Raw genomic sequence first — 19,740 nt, 5'->3', positions numbered from 1 at the left:
TTAAGGAGAAAAAGATGACGGCAGTTGCCCCGGTAATCACCATTGATGGGCCTAGTGGCGCAGGGAAAGGTACTCTGTGCAAAGCGATGGCGGAAGCATTGCAATGGCATCTTTTAGATTCGGGAGCAATCTATCGCGTGCTGGCTCTGGCTGCGCTGCATCACCACGTTGATGTTGCGTCTGAAGAGGCACTGGTACCGCTGGCTGCGCATCTGGATGTGCGTTTTGTCTCGACCGACGGTAACCTCGAAGTGATCCTGGAAGGGGAAGACGTCAGTGGCGAAATTCGTACCCAGGAAGTTGCTAACGCGGCTTCCCAGGTGGCAGCGTTCCCGCGTGTTCGTGAGGCACTTTTACGTCGCCAGCGTGGATTCCGTGAAGCCCCGGGTTTGATCGCCGACGGACGTGATATGGGAACCGTGGTCTTCCCTGATGCACCAGTAAAAATTTTCCTTGACGCCTCCTCGGAAGAACGTGCTCAACGCCGCATGCTTCAGTTGCAGGAGAAGGGGTTTAGTGTTAACTTTGATCGCCTTTTGTCCGAGATAAAAGAGCGCGACGATCGCGACCGTAACCGCGCTGTCGCTCCACTTGTTCCTGCTGAAGATGCATTAGTGCTGGATTCAACCAGTTTAACTATTGAGCAAGTGATTGAAAAAGCGCTACAATATGCGCGCCAAAAACTGGCACTCGCGTAATCGCGACCGATTTAGCAGTACCCCCGCTGCAATGGATTGACGGCGGGTATGTGAAACAACCCCATCCGGCACGGAGCCAGGTGGACGTTAATATTAACCTGAAGATTAAACATGACTGAATCTTTTGCTCAACTGTTTGAAGAATCCTTAAAAGAAATCGAAACCCGTCCGGGTTCCATCGTTCGTGGTGTTGTTGTTGCTATCGACAAAGACGTAGTACTGGTTGACGCCGGTCTGAAATCTGAGTCCGCCATTCCGGCAGAGCAGTTCAAAAACGCCCAGGGCGAGCTGGAAATCCAGGTTGGTGACGAAGTTGACGTTGCACTGGATGCAGTGGAAGACGGCTTCGGTGAAACCCTGCTGTCCCGTGAAAAAGCTAAGCGTCACGAAGCCTGGATCACGCTGGAAAAAGCTTACGAAGAAGCTGAAACTGTGGTCGGTGTTATCAACGGCAAAGTTAAAGGCGGCTTCACTGTTGAGCTGAATGGTATTCGTGCGTTCCTGCCAGGTTCACTGGTAGACGTTCGTCCAGTTCGTGACACCCTGCACCTGGAAGGCAAAGAGCTTGAGTTCAAAGTAATCAAGCTGGACCAGAAGCGTAACAACGTTGTTGTATCCCGTCGTGCCGTTATCGAATCCGAAAACAGCGCAGAACGCGATCAGCTGCTGGAAAACCTGCAGGAAGGCATGGAAGTCAAAGGTATCGTTAAGAACCTCACTGACTACGGCGCATTCGTTGACCTGGGTGGCGTTGATGGCCTGCTGCACATCACCGACATGGCGTGGAAACGCGTTAAGCACCCAAGCGAAATCGTGAACGTTGGCGACGAAATCACTGTTAAAGTGCTGAAGTTCGACCGCGAACGTACTCGTGTATCCCTCGGCCTGAAACAGCTGGGCGAAGATCCATGGGTTGCTATCGCTAAGCGTTACCCAGAAGGTACTAAACTGACTGGTCGCGTTACCAACCTGACTGACTACGGCTGCTTCGTTGAAATCGAAGAAGGCGTTGAAGGTCTGGTACACGTTTCCGAAATGGACTGGACCAACAAAAACATCCACCCATCCAAAGTTGTTAACGTTGGTGATGTAGTGGAAGTGATGGTTCTGGATATCGACGAAGAACGTCGTCGTATCTCCCTGGGCCTGAAACAGTGCAAAAACAACCCATGGCAGCAGTTCGCGGAAACCCACAACAAGGGTGACCGTGTTGAAGGTAAAATCAAGTCTATCACTGACTTCGGTATCTTCATCGGCCTGGACGGCGGCATCGACGGCCTGGTTCACCTGTCTGACATCTCCTGGAACGTTGCAGGCGAAGAAGCAGTTCGTGAATACAAAAAAGGCGACGAAATCGCTGCAGTTGTTCTGCAGGTTGACGCAGAGCGTGAACGTATCTCCCTGGGCGTTAAACAGCTCGCAGAAGATCCGTTCAACAACTGGGTTGCACTGAACAAGAAAGGCGCAATCGTAAACGGTAAAGTGACTGCAGTTGACGCTAAAGGCGCAACCGTAGAACTGGCTGACGGCGTTGAAGGTTACCTGCGCGCTTCTGAAGCTTCACGTGACCGCGTTGAAGATGCAACTCTGGTTCTGAGCGTTGGCGACGACGTTGAAGCTAAGTTCACCGGTGTTGACCGTAAGAACCGTGCAATCAGCCTGTCTGTTCGTGCTAAAGACGAAGCTGATGAGAAAGATGCAATCGCAACTGTTAACAAACAGGAAGATGCAAACTTCTCTAACAACGCAATGGCTGAAGCTTTCAAAGCAGCTAAAGGCGAGTAATATCAAGTTCTCAACATCATTTGAGCTGTAACGCATTTACAGCGATAAGGATGAGGAGCAGACTTGACAGATTGCAGGATTCGTCCTGTAATCAATAACAAAGGGCGGCTACGGCCGCCCTTGTTTAATGAGCTGTTCAGCTAATTGGTTTGAAAGGAACCGGAGGAATCATGACCAAGTCAGAATTGATTGAAAGACTTGCCAGTCAGCAACCGCACATCCCTGCAAAAGCAGTGGAAGATGCCGTAAAAGAGATGCTGGAGCATATGGCCACCACTCTTGCCCAGGGCGAGCGCATTGAAATCCGCGGTTTCGGTAGTTTTTCTCTGCACTATCGTGCTCCACGTACCGGGCGTAACCCGAAGACTGGCGATAAAGTCGAGCTGGAAGGCAAGTACGTTCCACACTTTAAGCCGGGTAAAGAACTGCGCGATCGCGCCAATATTTACGGCAACTGAGTTTAACCGTCAGGTGTAAACTGGGTTAAAAGAGAAAGCACCTGCGGGTGCTTTTTTTGTCTGTCTCACTTTCATTCTGAAGATGCGCCGCAATTTCAGCCTCGCTTTTCTGCAACCCGTTAAAAACATTACAGCGTCTGCTGTAACCCGTATTTTTTCCCACTGACGCTTTCCCTGCCTGCTTACATACTACCGCCCTGAAACAGGGAGGTAGCAATGGGAATTCCCGTTATTAGTGTGTGCGCCATTCTGGCGATAGTCCCGTTACTCTGGCTACCTGAACTGCCAGCACGCCATATCGTCTGGATAATGATTGCTGGCGGAATAGTGCTGGCTATCCAGCGAAAAGTTGAGCTGAGGTTTGTCGGTATTGGGTTGTTATTTTGCGTCTGGGGTATTCTTGCTGCGCAAGAAAGCGTATGGCCGATGCAGCATTTAACCACGGGTGTACAGCGGGCAGTGGTAGAGATTACGGCCACCGATGGGGCAATGACGCATCAGGGGAAGATTGTGACTCTCAACGGCAAACGCTGGAGTGCTTCCACGGGGGTAATGCTGTATGGCAATTACCTGCCGCAAAAGGTGTGTGCTGGTCAGCGCTGGGCCATGACGCTGCACCTCAGGGCAGTACACGGTGAGCTAAACGACGGCGGCTATGATGCGCAACAAAGCGCTTTTGCCCGACATCAAACGCTGAGCGGCCGGTTTACTCAGGCTGAAATTGTCGACGATCGCTGCAGCCTGCGTGCCCGATATCTGATGTCACTGCAAAATACGTTGTCTTCATATCCGTGGGGAGCGGTGATCCTGGGGCTGGGAATGGGGGAGCGCCTGGATGTACCGCGAGAAATAAAAAACCTGATGCGTGAAACAGGCACACTGCATCTGATGGCGATTTCGGGCCTGCATATTGCGCTGGCGGCATCCATCGCCTGGTTACTTGTCCGGGGTATCCAGTTTTTCTTGCCGTGCAACTGGGTTTACTGGCAGATGCCCGTTCTGGGCGGACTGTTCTTTGCGGCCTTTTATGCATGGCTCACCGGATTGCAACCACCTGCACTGCGCACCGTCATCTCGCTTGCGGTGCTGGCGGCCTTGCGGATAAGCGCCCGTCGCTGGACCCCCTGGCAAGTCTGGTTTTGCTGCGTGGCAGCGATTCTGATCTTCGATCCTTTAGCCGTACTTTCGCAAAGCCTGGCCTTGTCAGCCTTTGCCGTGGCGGCATTGATTTTCTGGTATCAGTGGCTGCCACTTCCGCGCTGGCTCCGGTTTGGCCATATGCGACCGCTGGTGAATATGATCTATTTACAGGTCGGAATGCTACTGTTGCTCCTGCCATTACAGGTGTTGATTTTTCATGGTTTCAGCATCTCTTCTCTGGTGGCGAATCTCTTTGCCGTTCCTCTGGTCACGTTTATCTCTGTTCCACTGATCCTGGCCGGTATGTTGCTACATTTACTCCCGCTGTCGTCACTGGAAACGGCCATCTGGTTTGCGGCAGATAAATCTCTGGAAGGATTGTTCTGGTTGCTGATGCGTTTACCGGATGGCTGGCAGAATGTTGATGAACGCTGGCAATACCTGACATTGCTGCCCTGGCTTGCTCTGATCGGCTGGCGTTTTTGTGCCTGGAAAACGGTTCCGGCAGTTTGCATGGCAGGAACACTGATGCTGGCATTCCCTTTCTGGCGAACGGTTAAAACCGATAGCTGGACGTTGTATATGCTGGATGTGGGGCAGGGGCTGGCAATGGTTATTGAACGGCAGGGTAAAGCGATTTTATATGATACCGGTCTGGCCTGGCCAGGTGGTGATAGCGCACAACAACTGCTCGTTCCCTGGCTTCGCTGGCACCACCTGCGGCCTGAAGGCATCATTCTGAGTCACGAGCATCTCGACCACGCTGGAGGGCTGGCGTCGTTGCAAAAGACATGGCCCGATTTGTGGGTAAGAAGTTCATTACGCTGGGTGGGGCATCTTCCGTGTTTTCGTGGGCAGCAATGGCAGTGGCAGGGGTTAACATTCACCGTCCACTGGCCACCTGAAAATCTGTCTGCTAAAGGCAATAAGCGTTCTTGCGTGGTTAAAATTGATGATGGTGAACAAAGCGTGCTACTGACCGGTGATATTGAGGCAGAGGCTGAACTTGCGATGCTTAGTCACCGCTGGCGTTATCTTGCATCAACACTCATTCAGGTACCCCATCATGGCAGTAATACGTCTTCATCAGCCCCCCTGGTACAGCGGGTGGAAGGAAAAATCGCGCTGGCCTCGGCAGCACGTTATAACGCGTGGCGATTTCCGTCAGGCAAAGTGGTCAGACGTTACAGAAAAGAGGGCTATATTTGGTACGATACACCCCAATCTGGACAAATATCTGTGACTTTTTCACAACATGACTGGCAAATCCGACGTTTGCGAGATCAATATTTACCACGTTGGTATCATCAGTGGTTTGGCGCGCCCGTAGATAACGGGTAGAATATGCGGCTATTTCAACAAATGCTGGTTTTTTGAATGCATAACGACAAAGATCTCTCCACGTGGCAAACATTCCGCCGACTCTGGCCGATGATTGCACCTTTTAAACCAGGCTTGATCGTGGCGGGTGTAGCGTTAATCCTCAACGCAGCCAGCGATACTTTTATGCTATCGCTTCTTAAACCGTTACTGGACGACGGTTTTGGTAAAACGGATCGCTCAGTGTTGCTATGGATGCCTCTGGTGGTTATCGGACTGATGATCTTACGCGGTATCACCAGCTATATTTCCAGTTACTGTATCTCCTGGGTATCAGGAAAAGTGGTTATGACCATGCGCCGTCGTCTGTTCAGTCACATGATGGGCATGCCGGTCTCTTTCTTTGATAAGCAATCGACCGGGACATTGCTGTCTCGTATCACGTATGACTCAGAGCAGGTGGCCTCATCGTCCTCCAGTGCGCTGATTACCGTTGTGCGTGAAGGGGCATCAATTATCGGTTTGTTCGCGATGATGTTCTATTACAGCTGGCAGCTGTCAATCATCCTTATCGTGCTGGCACCGGTTGTTTCTATTGCTATTCGCGTTGTCTCGAAGCGTTTTCGCAACATCAGTAAGAATATGCAGAACACAATGGGGCAGGTGACCACCAGCGCTGAACAGATGCTGAAAGGGCATAAAGAAGTGTTGATTTTCGGCGGCCAGGAAGTCGAAACCCACCGCTTTGATAAGGTCAGCAACAAAATGCGTCTGCAGGGGATGAAAATGGTTTCGGCCTCTTCCATCTCTGACCCGGTGATTCAGCTGATTGCTTCTCTGGCTCTGGCGTTTGTTCTGTATGCGGCGAGCTTCCCGAGCGTCATGGAGACCCTGACGGCGGGGACTATCACCGTTGTCTTCTCATCCATGATCGCGCTGATGCGTCCGCTTAAGTCGCTGACTAACGTTAACGCCCAGTTCCAGCGTGGGATGGCAGCTTGTCAGACCCTGTTCAGCATTCTGGATTCCGAACAGGAGAAAGACGAAGGTAAACGTGTGATTGAGCGTGCCCGTGGGGATGTTGAGTTCTGTAATGTGACCTTCAGCTATCCTGGCCGCGAAACACCCGCCTTGCGTAATATCAACCTGACCATTCCGGCGGGTAAAACCGTTGCCCTGGTGGGGCGTTCCGGCTCAGGTAAATCCACCATTGCCAGCCTGATCACCCGTTTCTACGACATTAACGAAGGTGAGATCCTGTTAGATGGTCACGACCTGCGGGAGTACACCCTGCAGTCGCTGCGTAACCAGGTTGCGTTGGTATCTCAGAACGTGCATCTGTTCAACGATACGGTCGCGAACAACATCGCCTATGCGCGTACCGAAGAGTACAGCCGCGAGCAGATTGAGAATGCCGCTCGCATGGCGTATGCGATGGACTTTATCAATAAGATGGATAACGGCCTGGATACGATCATTGGTGAGAACGGTGTACTGCTCTCCGGCGGCCAGCGTCAGCGTATCGCCATTGCCCGTGCTCTGCTGCGTGATAGCCCAATCCTGATTCTGGACGAAGCGACCTCTGCACTGGATACGGAATCTGAACGTGCCATTCAGTCGGCGCTGGATGAACTGCAAAAGAACCGTACCTCGCTGGTGATTGCGCACCGTTTGTCGACTATCGAACAGGCTGATGAAATCGTCGTGGTTGAAGATGGCGTGATTGTTGAACGCGGAAGCCATGCTGATTTGCTGGAACACCGTGGCGTTTACGCCCAGCTTCACAAGATGCAGTTCGGCCAATGATTGCACGCATCTGGTCCGGTGAATCCCCGCTGTGGCTGCTGCTTTTGCCGCTCTCGTGGCTGTACGGCCTGGTGAGCGGCATCATTCGTCAGCTTTACCGTCTGGGGATCAAGCGTGCCTGGCGCGCACCGGTTCCGGTTGTGGTTGTGGGTAATCTTACGGCCGGCGGCAACGGTAAAACGCCGGTGGTGATCTGGCTCGTCGAACAATTGCAAAAACGCGGTATCCGCCCGGGTGTTGTCTCGCGTGGGTATGGTGGTAAAGCGGCGCGATACCCACTGCTGCTGGCGGAGGAAACAACCACCGCCGAAGCGGGGGATGAACCGGTATTGATTTACCAACGTACCGGCGCGCCAGTGGCGGTCTCTCCGCTGCGCAGCGACGCTGTTCAGGCGCTTCTTGCTGAACATGAAGTACAAATAATTATCACTGACGATGGCCTGCAGCATTACGCCCTGGCGCGTGATAAAGAGATTGTGGTGATCGACGGGGTTCGCCGTTTCGGTAACGGCTGGTGGCTGCCCGCCGGGCCAATGCGTGAACGCGCTTCGCGTCTGCGCTCCGTTGATGCGGTGATTGTTAACGGAGGCGTTGCAAAGTCGGGTGAAATCCCGATGCATCTTCACCCGGGAATGGCGGTGAACCTGTTGACCGGAGAACGCCAGGCCGTCGCCCAATTGCCTGCGCTGGTGGCGATGGCGGGTATTGGTCATCCACCACGTTTCTTTTCGACGCTGGAACAGTGCGGTGCTCGTCTGGATAAATGTGTGCCGCTGGCCGACCATCAGGCGCTGGTGGCAGAGCAGGTGGATGCGCTGACGGTACCCGGACAGACGCTGATCATGACAGAAAAAGATGCGGTGAAATGCCGCGCCTTTGCGAAAGAAAACTGGTGGTATCTGCCGGTTGACGCTGAACTCAGCGGTGAGCAGCCGGAACAATTGCTTAAGGAACTGATTGCGTTAGTGCATTAACAGCCTACACGGTTCTGATGGCGCTTTGACTGACAGGAAAACGCATGTCTTTACCGCAACTCTCGCTTTCAGCTGCACGTAATCTTCACCTTGCCGCGCAGGGGCTGCTTAAAAAGCCCCGTCGCCGTGCGCAACCCGCCGATATCCTCTCTACCGTGCAACGCATGTCATTGCTGCAAATAGACACCATTAATATTGTGGCGCGTAGCCCTTATCTGGTGCTGTTTAGTCGTCTGGGACATTATCAGCCACAGTGGCTGGACAATGCGCTTAGCCAGGGCGACCTCATGGAATACTGGGCGCACGAGGCCTGCTTCCTGCCGCGTAGCGATTTTGCGCTGGTTCGCCATCGTATGCTCTCCCCGGACAAGATGGGCTGGAAATACCGCCAGGAATGGATGCACGAGCACGCGGCTGAAATTGAGCAGCTTATCGCGCATATTCAGGAAAACGGCCCGGTACGCTCCGCTGATTTTGAACATCCACGAAAAGGTGCGAGCGGCTGGTGGGAGTGGAAGCCGCACAAACGTCATCTTGAAGGGTTATTTACATCAGGCAAAGTGATGGTGGTTGAGCGACGTAATTTTCAGCGCGTGTATGACCTGACACACCGTGTAATGCCACACTGGGACGATCGACGCGATCTGCTCACCCAGGATTCTGCCGAAGCTCTCATGCTGGAGAACAGCGCCCGTAGTCTGGGGATTTTCCGGCCACAATGGCTGGCGGATTACTATCGCCTTCGCCAGCCTGCGCTGAAGCCGTTGCTCGAGAAGTGGCAACGCGAGCAGTGTGTGGTTCCCGTTTCTGTGGAAACGCTGGGTGATATGTGGCTGCATACGGATCTACTTCCGCTGTTGCCGCAGGCTCAGGAAGGAAAACTTCAGGCTACCCACAGCGCGGTGTTGTCGCCTTTCGATCCGGTTGTATGGGACAGAAAACGCGCCGAACAGCTGTTTGATTTCAGCTACCGGCTGGAGTGCTACACCCCCGCACCAAAACGTCAGTACGGTTACTTCGTTTTACCTCTGCTGCATAAAGGGCAACTGGTGGGGCGTATGGATGCCAAAATGCACCGTAAAACCGGCACGCTTGAAATTATCGCGCTCTATCTTGAAGACGGGGTAAAAGTGACGGCAGCCCTGGAAAAAGGGTTAACGTCCGCCATTAGCGACTTTGCGCTCTGGCAGGGGGCGAGCAACGTGACGCTGGGTCGTGTGCCAGACGGGTTATTTACAACCTGTCGAAGTGGCTGGGAAACAGGCACTCCCTGAAAAGGGAATGTGTTAAGCTTTAGCGATTACCCATACGGAGGAACTATGGATCACCGTTTACTTGAAATTATTGCCTGCCCGGTGTGCAACGGCAAACTTTACTACAGCCAGGATAAACAAGAGCTGATTTGCAAGCTGGACAGTCTGGCCTTCCCGCTGCGTGACGGTATTCCGGTCCTGCTGGAAAATGAAGCCCGTTCCCTGGTGGCAGAAGAGAGCAAACCATGAGTTTTGTCGTCATTATTCCGGCACGTTATGCGTCAACGCGCCTGCCGGGTAAACCGCTGGTGGATATCAACGGTAAGCCGATGATTGTGCATGTGCTTGAGCGTGCCCGTGAATCCGGTGCTGACCGCGTTATTGTGGCAACCGATCACCCGGACGTCGCGCGTGCGGTTGAAGCGGCAGGCGGAGAAGTATGCATGACCCGCGCCGATCACCAGTCCGGTACTGAGCGTCTGGCTGAAGTGGTCGAAAAATGCGGTTTCAGCGATGATACGGTCATCGTGAACGTGCAGGGCGACGAGCCGATGATCCCGGCGGTCATTATCCGTCAGGTGGCGGAAAACCTGGCGCAGCGTCAGGTCGGTATGGCTACGCTCGCGGTACCTGTTCATCACGCGGAAGAAGCATTTAACCCGAATGCCGTGAAGGTGGTGATGGACGCAGAGGGTTATGCGCTCTATTTCTCCCGCGCCACCATTCCGTGGGATCGCGATCGCTTTGCCGTGTCCAAAGAAACGATTGGCGACACGTTCCTGCGTCATCTTGGGATCTACGGTTATCGCGCAGGCTTTATTCGTCGTTATGTTACCTGGGCACCCAGCCCGCTGGAACATATCGAAATGCTGGAGCAGCTTCGCGTGCTCTGGTATGGCGAAAAAATCCACGTCGCAGTGGCGCAGGAAGTTCCTGGCACGGGCGTTGATACCCCTGACGATCTCGAGCGTGTTCGCGCAGAATTGCGTTAATAACGCCTGCATCCCTCCTTTTGGGGGGATGTTCTCCCGCCTGGCTATTTTTCCCCTTTCTTATCCATAATTGATCTCTTCCGGGTGACATCTGCCGTCTGCACGCTCATTATAAAAGCAGTAGTCTTAATGGGGGTAATCTCATATGGAACAGTTGCGTGCCGAACTTAGCCATTTACTTGGTGAGAAATTAAGCCGGGTTGAGTGTGTCAATGAAAAGGCAGATACCGCACTCTGGTCGTTGTATGACAGTCAGGGAAACCCGATGCCACTGATGGCCCGAAGTTTTACCTCGCCGGGTGTCGCCAGACAACTCGCCTGGAAAATTTCGATGCTGGCACGGGAAGGGACAGTCCGCATGCCGACAGTTTACGGCGTGATGACGCATGAGGAACACCCCGGTCCGGATGTTCTGTTGATTGAGCGTTTACGCGGGGTGTCCGTTGAGGCTCCGGCGCGTACGCCAGAACGTTGGGAACAGCTGAAAGACCAGATTGTTGAAGCACTACTCGCCTGGCACCGGCAGGACAGTCGTGGGCTGGTTGGCCCAGTCGACAGCACCCAGGAAAACCTGTGGCCGCTGTGGTATCGCCAGCGGGTCGAAGTGCTGTGGGGGACGCTCAATCAGTTCAGCAACACCGGTTTAACGATGCAGGACAAACGTATTCTGTTTCGTACCCGCGAATGTTTACCGACGTTGTTCGACGGATTTAACGACAACTGCGTACTGATACACGGTAATTTTACCCTGCGCAGCATGCTGAAAGACTCCCGCAGTGACCAACTGCTGGCAATGCTGGGGCCAGGGGTTATGCTCTGGGCACCGCGTGAATATGAGTTGTTCCGGTTGAGCGACAGCGGGTCAGCAGAGGGGTTGCTGTGGCATTATTTACAGCGCGCGCCCGTCGCGGAAGCGTTCCTCTGGCGGCGCTGGCTCTACCTGCTCTGGGATGAAGTGGCGCAACTGGTGAATACCGGCCGTTTCAATCGCGCCAACTTCGATCTTGCGAAAAAATCACTCCTGCCCTGGCTCGCCTGACGTGCCTTTGAGCCACTGCCAGAGGCGTCCGAGCGTCTCGTAGCCGACGCGATCGCTATGCATCAACCACATCGGGGACGGTATCGCCCGTTCCCACGGGTTGAGCGGTGCGTCGATGGCCATCTGGTTAGCAGGGGCGGGGAGTGGATGAAGCCCAAGTTTTTCAAAGAAAATCATTGCCCTTGGCAGGTGTGAGGCAGACGTTACCAGTAAAAACGGGACATCGCCGATCGCCTGTTTCACGGCTGCTGCTTCTTCTTCGGTATCTTTTGGGCTATCCAGCGTGATGATAGAGGCACGCGGAACCCCGAGTGATTCAGCCACTCTTGCACCCGCTTCAGCCGTACTGACGGGGTTCGTTTTTGCTGCCGCGCCGGTGAAGATCATTTTTGATCCTGGATTGGCCAGCCACAGGCGAATGCCTTCGTTCAGCCGGGGCAGGCTATTGCCGATCAGGTTTGAGCTGGGTGCCCAGTTCGGATCCCAGGTGTACCCGCCGCCCAGCACCACAATGTACTCCACTTTCTGATTTCCCTGCCATGTCGGGTACTTATTTTCGACCGGGCGTAATAAGCCATCCGCGACCGGTTGCAGGCTCAGCAACAACAGCGCCAGCCAGCCCAGCGTAATGAGTATTTTGCCACTTTTCTGAAAGCGACTGAACCACACCAGCCCCAGCCCCAGCGCGATGAGGAGCAGGAGCAGTGGAAGGGGGAGCATCATCCCTCCAATGTATTTCTTCAGGGTAAAAAGCATCCTTTTTGGTTCCTTTTTTAACCATATAGCAGGCGATTGTCAGTGATATTACACCAGAGAGGTTCATTCTCCGCTCGGGTGTGACAAAATAGCGGTTTTGCAGTTAGCGAGTGGAACTCTCCCAATGCGGGATCGCAATTTTGATGACATCGCGGAAAAATTTTCGCGCAACATTTATGGCACCACGAAAGGGCAGCTACGTCAGACGATCCTCTGGCAGGATCTGGACAACATCCTGGCTACATTCGGTGGTCAAACGTTGCGTGTGCTGGACGCCGGAGGCGGTGAAGGGCAGACGGCCATAAAAATGGCGCAGCGCGGTCATCACGTCACGCTTTGCGATCTTTCTGCCGAGATGGTCGCGCGGGCGACGCGTGCGGCGGCAGAGAAAGGTGTGAGCGACAACATGCATTTTATACAATGCGCCGCTCAGGACATTGCACAGCATTTGGAAACCCAGGTTGATCTGATATTGTTTCATGCTGTGCTGGAATGGGTTGCCGATCCACAAAGCGTGTTACAGACGCTCTGGTCGATGTTGCGCCCGGGCGGCACGTTGTCGCTGATGTTCTACAATGCTAACGGCTTCCTGATGCACAACATGGTCGCGGGTAACTTCGATTATGTTCAGGTCGGGATGCCAAAAAAGAAAAAGCGCACGCTTTCCCCGGACTACCCGCGCGATCCCCAGCAGGTCTATGGCTGGCTGGAAGAGATTGGCTGGCAGGTAACCGGGAAGACGGGCGTCAGGGTGTTTCATGATTATCTGCGTGAAAAACACAAACAGCGTGACTGTTTTGACACCTTAACAGAATTAGAAACGCGGTATTGCCGTCAGGAGCCTTTTGTCAGCCTTGGCCGCTATATTCACGTCACCGCGCACAAGCCGCAGATGCAAGGATAACCTATGAGTGAATTTTCCCAGACAGTCCCCGAACTGGTTGCCTGGGCCAGGAAAAACGATTTCTCCATCTCGCTGCCGGTAGACAGACTCTCTTTCCTGCTGGCGGTTGCCACGCTGAACGGCGAACGGCTGGATGGCGAAATGAGCGAGGGTGAACTGGTGGACGCGTTCCGCCATGTCAGTGATGCGTTTGAGCAAACCAGCGAAACCATTAGCGTGCGTGCCAACAACGCAATCAACGATATGGTGCGTCAACGTCTGCTGAACCGCTTTACCAGCGAGCAGGCGGAAGGAAACGCCATTTATCGTCTGACGCCACTGGGTATCGGCATTACCGATTACTACATCCGCCAGCGCGAGTTTTCCACGCTGCGCCTGTCCATGCAGCTCTCTATTGTTGCGGGCGAACTTAAGCGTGCCGCCGATGCAGCGGATGAAAACGGTGATGAATTCCACTGGCACCGCAATGTTTATGCGCCGCTGAAATACTCGGTGGCGGAGATCTTCGACAGCATCGATCTGACCCAGCGTCTGATGGACGAACAGCAACAACAGGTGAAAGACGATATCGCGCAGCTGCTGAATAAAGACTGGCGTGCGGCCATTTCCAGCTGTGAACTGTTACTGTCAGAAACCTCCGGCACGCTGCGAGAACTGCAGGATACGCTGGAAGCGGCGGGGGATAAGCTACAGGCTAACCTGCTGCGCATTCAGGATGCGACTCTGGCGCACGATGACCTGCATTTTATCGACCGTCTGGTCTTCGATTTGCAGAGCAAACTCGATCGCATTATTAGCTGGGGTCAGCAGTCGATCGACCTGTGGATCGGCTATGACCGCCACGTGCACAAATTTATCCGTACCGCGATTGATATGGATAAAAATCGCGTCTTTGCTCAGCGTCTGCGTCAGTCGGTACAAAGCTATTTCGATGCACCGTGGGCGCTCACCTACGCCAATGCCGATCGTCTGCTCGATATGCGTGACGAAGAGATGGCGCTGCGCGATGAAGAGGTTACCGGTGAACTGCCACCGGATCTGGAATTCGAAGAATTTAACGAAATTCGCGAGCAACTTGCGGCCATGATCGAAGAACAGCTCGCTGTCTATAAAACCAGACAAGTGCCTCTGGATCTTGGGCTCGTGGTGCGCGACTATCTGGCGCAATATCCTCGTGCGCGCCACTTCGACATTGCCCGCATTGTTGTAGACCAGGCGGTACGCCTGGGGGTCGCACAAGCAGATTTCACCGGACTGCCGCCGAAGTGGCAGCCGATTAACGATTACGGAGCCAAGGTACAGGCGCATGTCATTGACAAATATTGAACAAGTGATGCCACTTAAGCTGGCACAGGCGCTGGCGAATCCGTTATTTCCGGCGCTGGACAGCCAGCTGCGTGCCGGTCGTCACATTGGCCTTGACGAGCTGGATAATCACGCCTTTTTGATGGACTTCCAGGAGTACCTGGAAGAGTTTTACGCACGCTATAACGTTGAGCTTATCCGCGCGCCGGAAGGGTTTTTCTACCTGCGCCCACGCTCCACGACGCTTATCCCGCGTTCTGTGCTCTCCGAACTGGATATGATGGTTGGCAAAATCTTGTGCTACCTCTATCTCAGCCCGGAGCGTCTGGCGAATGAAGGTATTTTCACCCAGCAGGAGCTTTACGATGAGCTGTTAACACTGGCTGATGAGAACAAGTTGCTCAAGCTGGTGAACAACCGTTCAACGGGCTCGGATCTTGACCGTCAGAAGCTACAGGAAAAAGTTCGCTCTTCTCTGAACCGTCTGCGCCGTCTGGGTATGGTCTGGTTTATGGGTCACGACAGCAGCAAATTTCGTATTACGGAATCTGTCTTCCGCTTCGGTGCCGATGTCCGTGCGGGCGACGACGCGCGTGAAGCGCAGCTGCGCATGATCCGCGACGGGGAAGCGATGCCGGTGGAAAACCATTTGCAGCTCAATGATGAGCATGAAGACAATCAGCCGGATAGCGGGGAGGAAGAGTAATGATTGAACGCGGTAAATTTCGCTCACTAACGCTGATTAACTGGAACGGCTTCTTTGCCCGAACCTTCGATCTGGATGAGCTGGTGACGACGCTCTCCGGCGGTAACGGTGCGGGTAAATCCACCACAATGGCGGCATTTGTTACGGCGCTGATCCCCGATCTGACGCTGCTGCACTTCCGTAACACCACCGAAGCGGGGGCGACAAGCGGCTCCCGCGATAAAGGCCTGCACGGTAAGCTGAAAGCGGGCGTTTGTTATTCGGTGCTGGACGTGATCAACTCCCGTCATCAGCGCGTGGTCGTGGGCGTGCGTCTGCAACAGGTTGCAGGTCGCGACCGTAAAGTGGATATCAAACCGTTCGCGATCCAGGGGCTGCCAACGTCCATGCAGCCAACGGCACTGCTGACTGAAACCCTGAACGAACGTCAGGCGCGCGTGCTGACGCTGCAGGAGCTGAAAGACAAGCTCGAAACCATTGAAGGCGTACAGTTTAAGCAGTTTAACTCGATTACCGACTATCACTCCCTGATGTTCGATCTGGGGATTGTGGCTCGTCGTCTGCGTACCGCCTCTGACCGTAGTAAATACTACCGTCTGATTGAAGCCTCCCTGTATGGCGGTATCTCCAGCGCCATTACCCGTTCCCTGCGTGACTACCTGTTGCCGGAAAACAGCGGCGTGCGTAAGGCGTTCCAGGACATGGAAGCCGCGCTGCGTGAAAACCGCATGACGCTGGAAGCCATCCGCGTTACCCAGTCCGACCGCGACCTGTTTAAACACCTGATCAGCGAAGCCACCAACTATGTGGCGGCGGACTATATGCGTCACGCCAATGAGCGCCGGGTTCATCTCGATAAGGCCTTAGAGTACCGCCGTGAACTGTTTACCTCGCGCAAACAGCTGGTGGCCGAGCAGTATAAGCATGTCGAAATGGCGCGTGAGCTGGGTGAGCACAACGGTGCCGAGGGCGATCTGGAAGCGGATTACCAGGCCGCCAGCGATCATCTGAACCTGGTGCAAACCGCACTGCGCCAGCAGGAAAAAATCGAGCGCTACGAAGCAGATCTCGATGAGCTGCAAATTCGTCTCGAAGAGCAAAATGAAGTGGTGGCCGAAGCCGCCGATATGCAGGAAGAGAACGAAGCCCGCGCCGAAGCCGCTGAGCTGGAAGTGGATGAGCTGAAAAGCCAGCTTGCAGATTACCAGCAGGCGCTGGACGTGCAGCAGACCCGCGCGATTCAGTACACCCAGGCATTGCAGGCGCTACAGCGTGCGAAAGAGCTGTGCCATCTGCCGGATTTAACGCCGGACAGCGCCGACGAATGGCTGGATACCTTCCAGGCGAAAGAACAGGAAGCCACCGAGAAACTGTTGTCGCTCGATCAGAAAATGAGCGTGGCACAAACGGCGCACAGTCAGTTTGAGCAAGCTTACCAACTGGTGGCATCGATTAACGGCCCGCTGGCGCGTAACGAAGCGTGGGACGTTGCCCGTGAACTGCTGCGCGACGGTGTTAACCAGCGCCATCTGGCCGAGCAGGTTCAGCCGCTGCGTATGCGTCTGAACGAGCTGGAACAGCGCCTGCGCGAGCAGCAGGAAGCCGAGCGTCTGCTGGCGGAATTCTGCAAGCGCCAGGGTAAACATTACAACATCGACGATCTCGAGGCGCTGCATCAGGAGCTGGAAGCGCGCATTGCAGCACTTTCTGACACCGTCTCCAGCGCCAGCGAACAGCGAATGACGTTGCGCCAGGAGATGGAGCAGCTGCAGTCCCGCTCGCAAACGCTGTTGCAGCGTGCGCCAGTCTGGCTTGCCGCCCAAAGTAGCCTGAACCAGCTCAGCGAGCAGTGCGGTGCTGAGTTTGCATCCAGCCAGGAAGTGACCGAATATCTGCAGCAGTTGCTGGAGCGAGAGCGTGAAGCGATTGTTGAGCGTGACGAAGTCGGCGCACGTAAACGTGACGTCGACGAAGAGATTGAACGCTTAAGCCAGCCGGGTGGCGCAGAAGATGCACGCCTGAATACCCTGGCGGAACGTTTTGGCGGCGTACTGCTGTCCGAAATTTATGACGACGTGGGTCTGGATGATGCGCCGTACTTCTCTGCGCTGTATGGCCCGTCGCGTAATGCGATTGTGGTTCCTGATCTGTCGCTGATTTCTGAGCAGCTTGCCGGGCTGGAAGATTGCCCGGAAGATCTCTATCTGATCGAAGGAGATCCGCAGTCATTCGATGACAGCGTCTTTAGCGTTGACGAGCTGGAAAAAGCGGTCGTGGTGAAAATCGCTGACCGTCAGTGGCGTTACTCACGCTTCCCTGAACTTCCCCTGTTTGGCCGCGCTGCGCGTGAAAGCCGCATTGAAAGCCTGCATGCCGAGCGTGAAACGCTGTCTGAACGTTTTGCGACGCTGTCGTTTGACGTGCAGAAAACCCAGCGTCTGCACCAGGCCTTCAGCCGCTTTATTGGCAGCCATCTGGCCGTGGCCTTTGACGCTGATCCTGAAGCGGAAATTCGCAAGCTCAACACCCGCCGGGGTGAGCTGGAGCGTGCGATTGCCAACCATGAAAATGACAACCAACAGAGCCGTGTTCAGTTCGAACAGGCGAAAGAGGGCGTAGCCGCTCTTAACCGCATTCTGCCGCGTCTGAACCTGCTGGCGGACGAAACGCTGGCCGATCGCGTGGATGAAATCCAGGAACGCCTGGACGAAGCCCAGGAAGCGGCACGTTTCGTGCAGCAACACGGCAATCAACTGGCGAAACTGGAGCCGGTTGTCTCCGTTCTTCAGAGCGATCCGGAGCAGTTTGAACAGTTAAAAGAAGATTATGCCTGGTCTCAGCAGGTGCAGCGCGAAGCGCGTCAGCAGGCGTTTGCCCTGACGGAAGTCGTGCAGCGTCGTGCTCACTTCGGTTACTCCGATTCGGCGGAAATGCTGAGCGGCAACAGCGATCTGAATGAAAAGCTGCGCCAGCGCCTTGAGCAGGCAGAGGCGGAACGTACCCGTGCCCGTGAAGCGATGCGTAGCCACGCGGCTCAGTTGAGTCAGTACAACCAGGTTCTGGCCTCACTGAAAAGTTCTTATGACACCAAGAAAGAGCTGTTAAACGATCTGCAAAAAGAGCTGCAGGATATCGGCGTGCGTGCCGACAGCGGTGCAGAAGAGCGAGCGCGTATTCGTCGTGATGAACTGCACAGCCAGCTCAGCAATAACCGTGCGCGCCGCAACCAGCTGGAAAAAGCGCTGACCTTCTGTGAAGCGGAAATGGATAACCTGACCCGTCGCCTGCGCAAGCTGGAGCGCGATTATCACGAAATGCGCGAGCAGGTCGTGTCCGCGAAGGCGGGCTGGTGCGCCGTGATGCGCATGGTGAAAGACAATAACGTTGAACGTCGTCTGCACCGTCGCGAGCTGGCTTATCTCTCTGCGGATGAACTGCGCTCCATGTCGGATAAGGCATTGGGTGCGCTGCGTCTGGCGGTGGCGGATAACGAACACCTGCGTGACGTGTTGCGCATGTCAGAAGATCCGAAACGTCCTGAGCGTAAAATTCAGTTCTTCGTTGCCGTTTATCAGCATCTGCGTGAACGTATTCGTCAGGACATCATCCGTACCGACGATCCGGTTGAAGCCATTGAACAGATGGAAATCGAACTGGGCCGCCTGACGGAAGAGCTGACCTCCCGCGAGCAGAAACTGGCTATCAGCTCCCGCAGCGTGGCGAACATCATTCGCAAAACCATTCAGCGCGAGCAGAACCGTATCCGCCAGCTGAACCAGGGACTGCAGAGCGTGTCGTTTGGCCAGGTAAACAGCGTGCGTCTGAACGTGAACGTACGCGAAGCGCATGCAACGCTGCTGGATGTGTTGTCTGAGCAGCATGAACAGCATCAGGATCTGTTCAACAGCAACCGTCTGACCTTCTCCGAGGCGCTGGCGAAACTGTATCAACGCCTGAATCCGCAGATTGATATGGGGCAACGTACGCCGCAAACCATCGGCGAAGAGCTGCTGGATTACCGCAACTATCTGGAAATGGAAGTTGAGGTTAACCGTGGTTCTGACGGTTGGCTGCGTGCGGAGTCCGGTGCGCTGTCTACCGGTGAAGCTATCGGCACAGGTATGTCGATTCTGGTGATGGTGGTACAGAGCTGGGAAGATGAAGCGCGTCGTCTGCGTGGTAAAGATATCTCCCCATGCCGTCTGCTGTTCCTTGACGAAGCCGCGCGTCTTGACGCCCGCTCCATCGCGACGCTGTTTGAGCTGTGCGATCGTCTGGATATGCAGCTCATCATTGCTGCGCCAGAAAATATCAGCCCGGAAAAAGGCACTACCTATAAGCTGGTGCGTAAAGTGTTCCAGAACAGTGAACATGTACACGTTGTCGGGTTGCGTGGTTTTGCACCGCAACCACCGGAGTCGTTGCCGGGAACGGCGGACGCTTCCTGAGGCGTTTTGTTACAATGAGCGGCGCATAAGCGCCGCTTTTTTTTGTACACTTAACTTGTGCTTACGGCTACGTTATCTTTAAACTTCTTTACATAAGGTAAGGCAACCCGTTTTTGGCCTACCTATAATGAAGAAAAGCCCCAATGTGATGGGCAT

General features: G+C 54.4%; 15 protein-coding genes. 14 read left to right on the top strand and 1 reads right to left on the bottom strand.

The features are described from left to right. Positions 1-14: 14 nt before the first annotated feature. From cmk to ACJ9N4_RS00605, 10 genes are all read left to right on the top strand, one after another. The gene (gene cmk / locus ACJ9N4_RS00650; RefSeq protein ID WP_152084089.1) at positions 15-698 is read left to right on the top strand and encodes a (d)CMP kinase; all 684 of its coding nucleotides are present in this window, start codon (positions 15-17) and stop codon (positions 696-698) included. Between the two features lie 111 nt (positions 699-809). Continuing rightward, on the top strand, positions 810-2,483 hold the full coding sequence (gene rpsA, locus ACJ9N4_RS00645; protein ID WP_003858235.1) for a 30S ribosomal protein S1: 1,674 nt from the start codon (positions 810-812) through the stop codon (positions 2,481-2,483). 170 nt (positions 2,484-2,653) lie between these two features. Beyond that, complete coding sequence (gene ihfB, locus ACJ9N4_RS00640) at positions 2,654-2,941, top strand: integration host factor subunit beta (protein ID WP_003858233.1); 288 nt, start codon at positions 2,654-2,656, stop codon at positions 2,939-2,941. Between the two features lie 216 nt (positions 2,942-3,157). Continuing rightward, positions 3,158-5,422: a ComEC family protein gene (locus ACJ9N4_RS00635; RefSeq protein WP_411500190.1), complete on the top strand. Its 2,265-nt coding sequence runs from the start codon at positions 3,158-3,160 to the stop codon at positions 5,420-5,422. Positions 5,423-5,458: 36 nt separating this feature from the next. Next, positions 5,459-7,207, top strand: a complete 1,749-nt coding sequence (gene msbA / locus ACJ9N4_RS00630; protein ID WP_182274388.1) for a lipid A ABC transporter ATP-binding protein/permease MsbA — start codon at positions 5,459-5,461, stop codon at positions 7,205-7,207. After that, positions 7,204-8,181 carry a tetraacyldisaccharide 4'-kinase gene (gene lpxK / locus ACJ9N4_RS00625; RefSeq protein ID WP_182274389.1) on the top strand — a complete coding sequence of 326 codons (978 nt, stop codon included), beginning with the start codon at positions 7,204-7,206 and terminating at the stop codon, positions 8,179-8,181. Before msbA ends, lpxK begins: the two co-directional genes overlap by 4 nt. Before the next feature lie 44 nt (positions 8,182-8,225). After that, positions 8,226-9,455 carry a winged helix-turn-helix domain-containing protein gene (locus ACJ9N4_RS00620; RefSeq protein ID WP_182274390.1) on the top strand — a complete coding sequence of 410 codons (1,230 nt, stop codon included), beginning with the start codon at positions 8,226-8,228 and terminating at the stop codon, positions 9,453-9,455. A gap of 45 nt (positions 9,456-9,500) precedes the next feature. Next, positions 9,501-9,683: a protein YcaR gene (gene ycaR / locus ACJ9N4_RS00615; RefSeq protein WP_006174474.1), complete on the top strand. Its 183-nt coding sequence runs from the start codon at positions 9,501-9,503 to the stop codon at positions 9,681-9,683. Then, entirely contained in the window at positions 9,680-10,426 is a 747-nt protein-coding gene (gene kdsB / locus ACJ9N4_RS00610) for a 3-deoxy-manno-octulosonate cytidylyltransferase (RefSeq protein ID WP_182274391.1), read from the top strand. Before ycaR ends, kdsB begins: the two co-directional genes overlap by 4 nt. 145 nt (positions 10,427-10,571) lie before the next feature. Further along, positions 10,572-11,465 (top strand): YcbJ family phosphotransferase, encoded by an 894-nt coding sequence (locus ACJ9N4_RS00605; RefSeq protein WP_182919716.1) that lies wholly within the window; start codon positions 10,572-10,574, stop codon positions 11,463-11,465. Here ACJ9N4_RS00605 and elyC read toward each other — a convergent pair. After that, positions 11,442-12,221 (bottom strand): envelope biogenesis factor ElyC, encoded by a 780-nt coding sequence (elyC, locus tag ACJ9N4_RS00600; protein WP_182274393.1) that lies wholly within the window; start codon positions 12,219-12,221, stop codon positions 11,442-11,444. The two genes, ACJ9N4_RS00605 and elyC, sit on opposite strands and share 24 nt — an antisense overlap. A 124-nt stretch (positions 12,222-12,345) precedes the next feature. Between elyC and cmoM the strand changes: the two genes are divergently transcribed. Genes cmoM through mukB form a run of 4 tightly spaced genes read left to right on the top strand, consistent with a single transcriptional unit; the run spans position 12,346 to position 19,584 of the window. After that, the gene (cmoM, locus tag ACJ9N4_RS00595; RefSeq protein WP_182919717.1) at positions 12,346-13,125 is read left to right on the top strand and encodes a tRNA uridine 5-oxyacetic acid(34) methyltransferase CmoM; all 780 of its coding nucleotides are present in this window, start codon (positions 12,346-12,348) and stop codon (positions 13,123-13,125) included. Positions 13,126-13,128: 3 nt separating this feature from the next. Further along, on the top strand, positions 13,129-14,451 hold the full coding sequence (gene mukF, locus ACJ9N4_RS00590) for a chromosome partition protein MukF (RefSeq protein ID WP_182274395.1): 1,323 nt from the start codon (positions 13,129-13,131) through the stop codon (positions 14,449-14,451). Next, complete coding sequence (mukE, locus tag ACJ9N4_RS00585) at positions 14,432-15,136, top strand: chromosome partition protein MukE (protein WP_182919718.1); 705 nt, start codon at positions 14,432-14,434, stop codon at positions 15,134-15,136. Before mukF ends, mukE begins: the two co-directional genes overlap by 20 nt. Continuing rightward, positions 15,136-19,584, top strand: coding sequence for a chromosome partition protein MukB (gene mukB, locus ACJ9N4_RS00580; RefSeq protein WP_182919719.1), 4,449 nt, complete (start codon positions 15,136-15,138; stop codon positions 19,582-19,584). The genes mukE and mukB overlap by 1 nt, the downstream gene beginning before the upstream one ends. The last annotated feature ends 156 nt before the right edge of the window (positions 19,585-19,740 follow it).

It is taken from the genome of Enterobacter sp. LM3, assembly GCF_046622475.1.
Classification (GTDB): domain Bacteria; phylum Pseudomonadota; class Gammaproteobacteria; order Enterobacterales; family Enterobacteriaceae; genus Enterobacter; species Enterobacter cloacae_P.
Note: the sequence above shows the minus strand (reverse complement) of the source record. Positions and strands in the feature narration are given on the sequence as shown.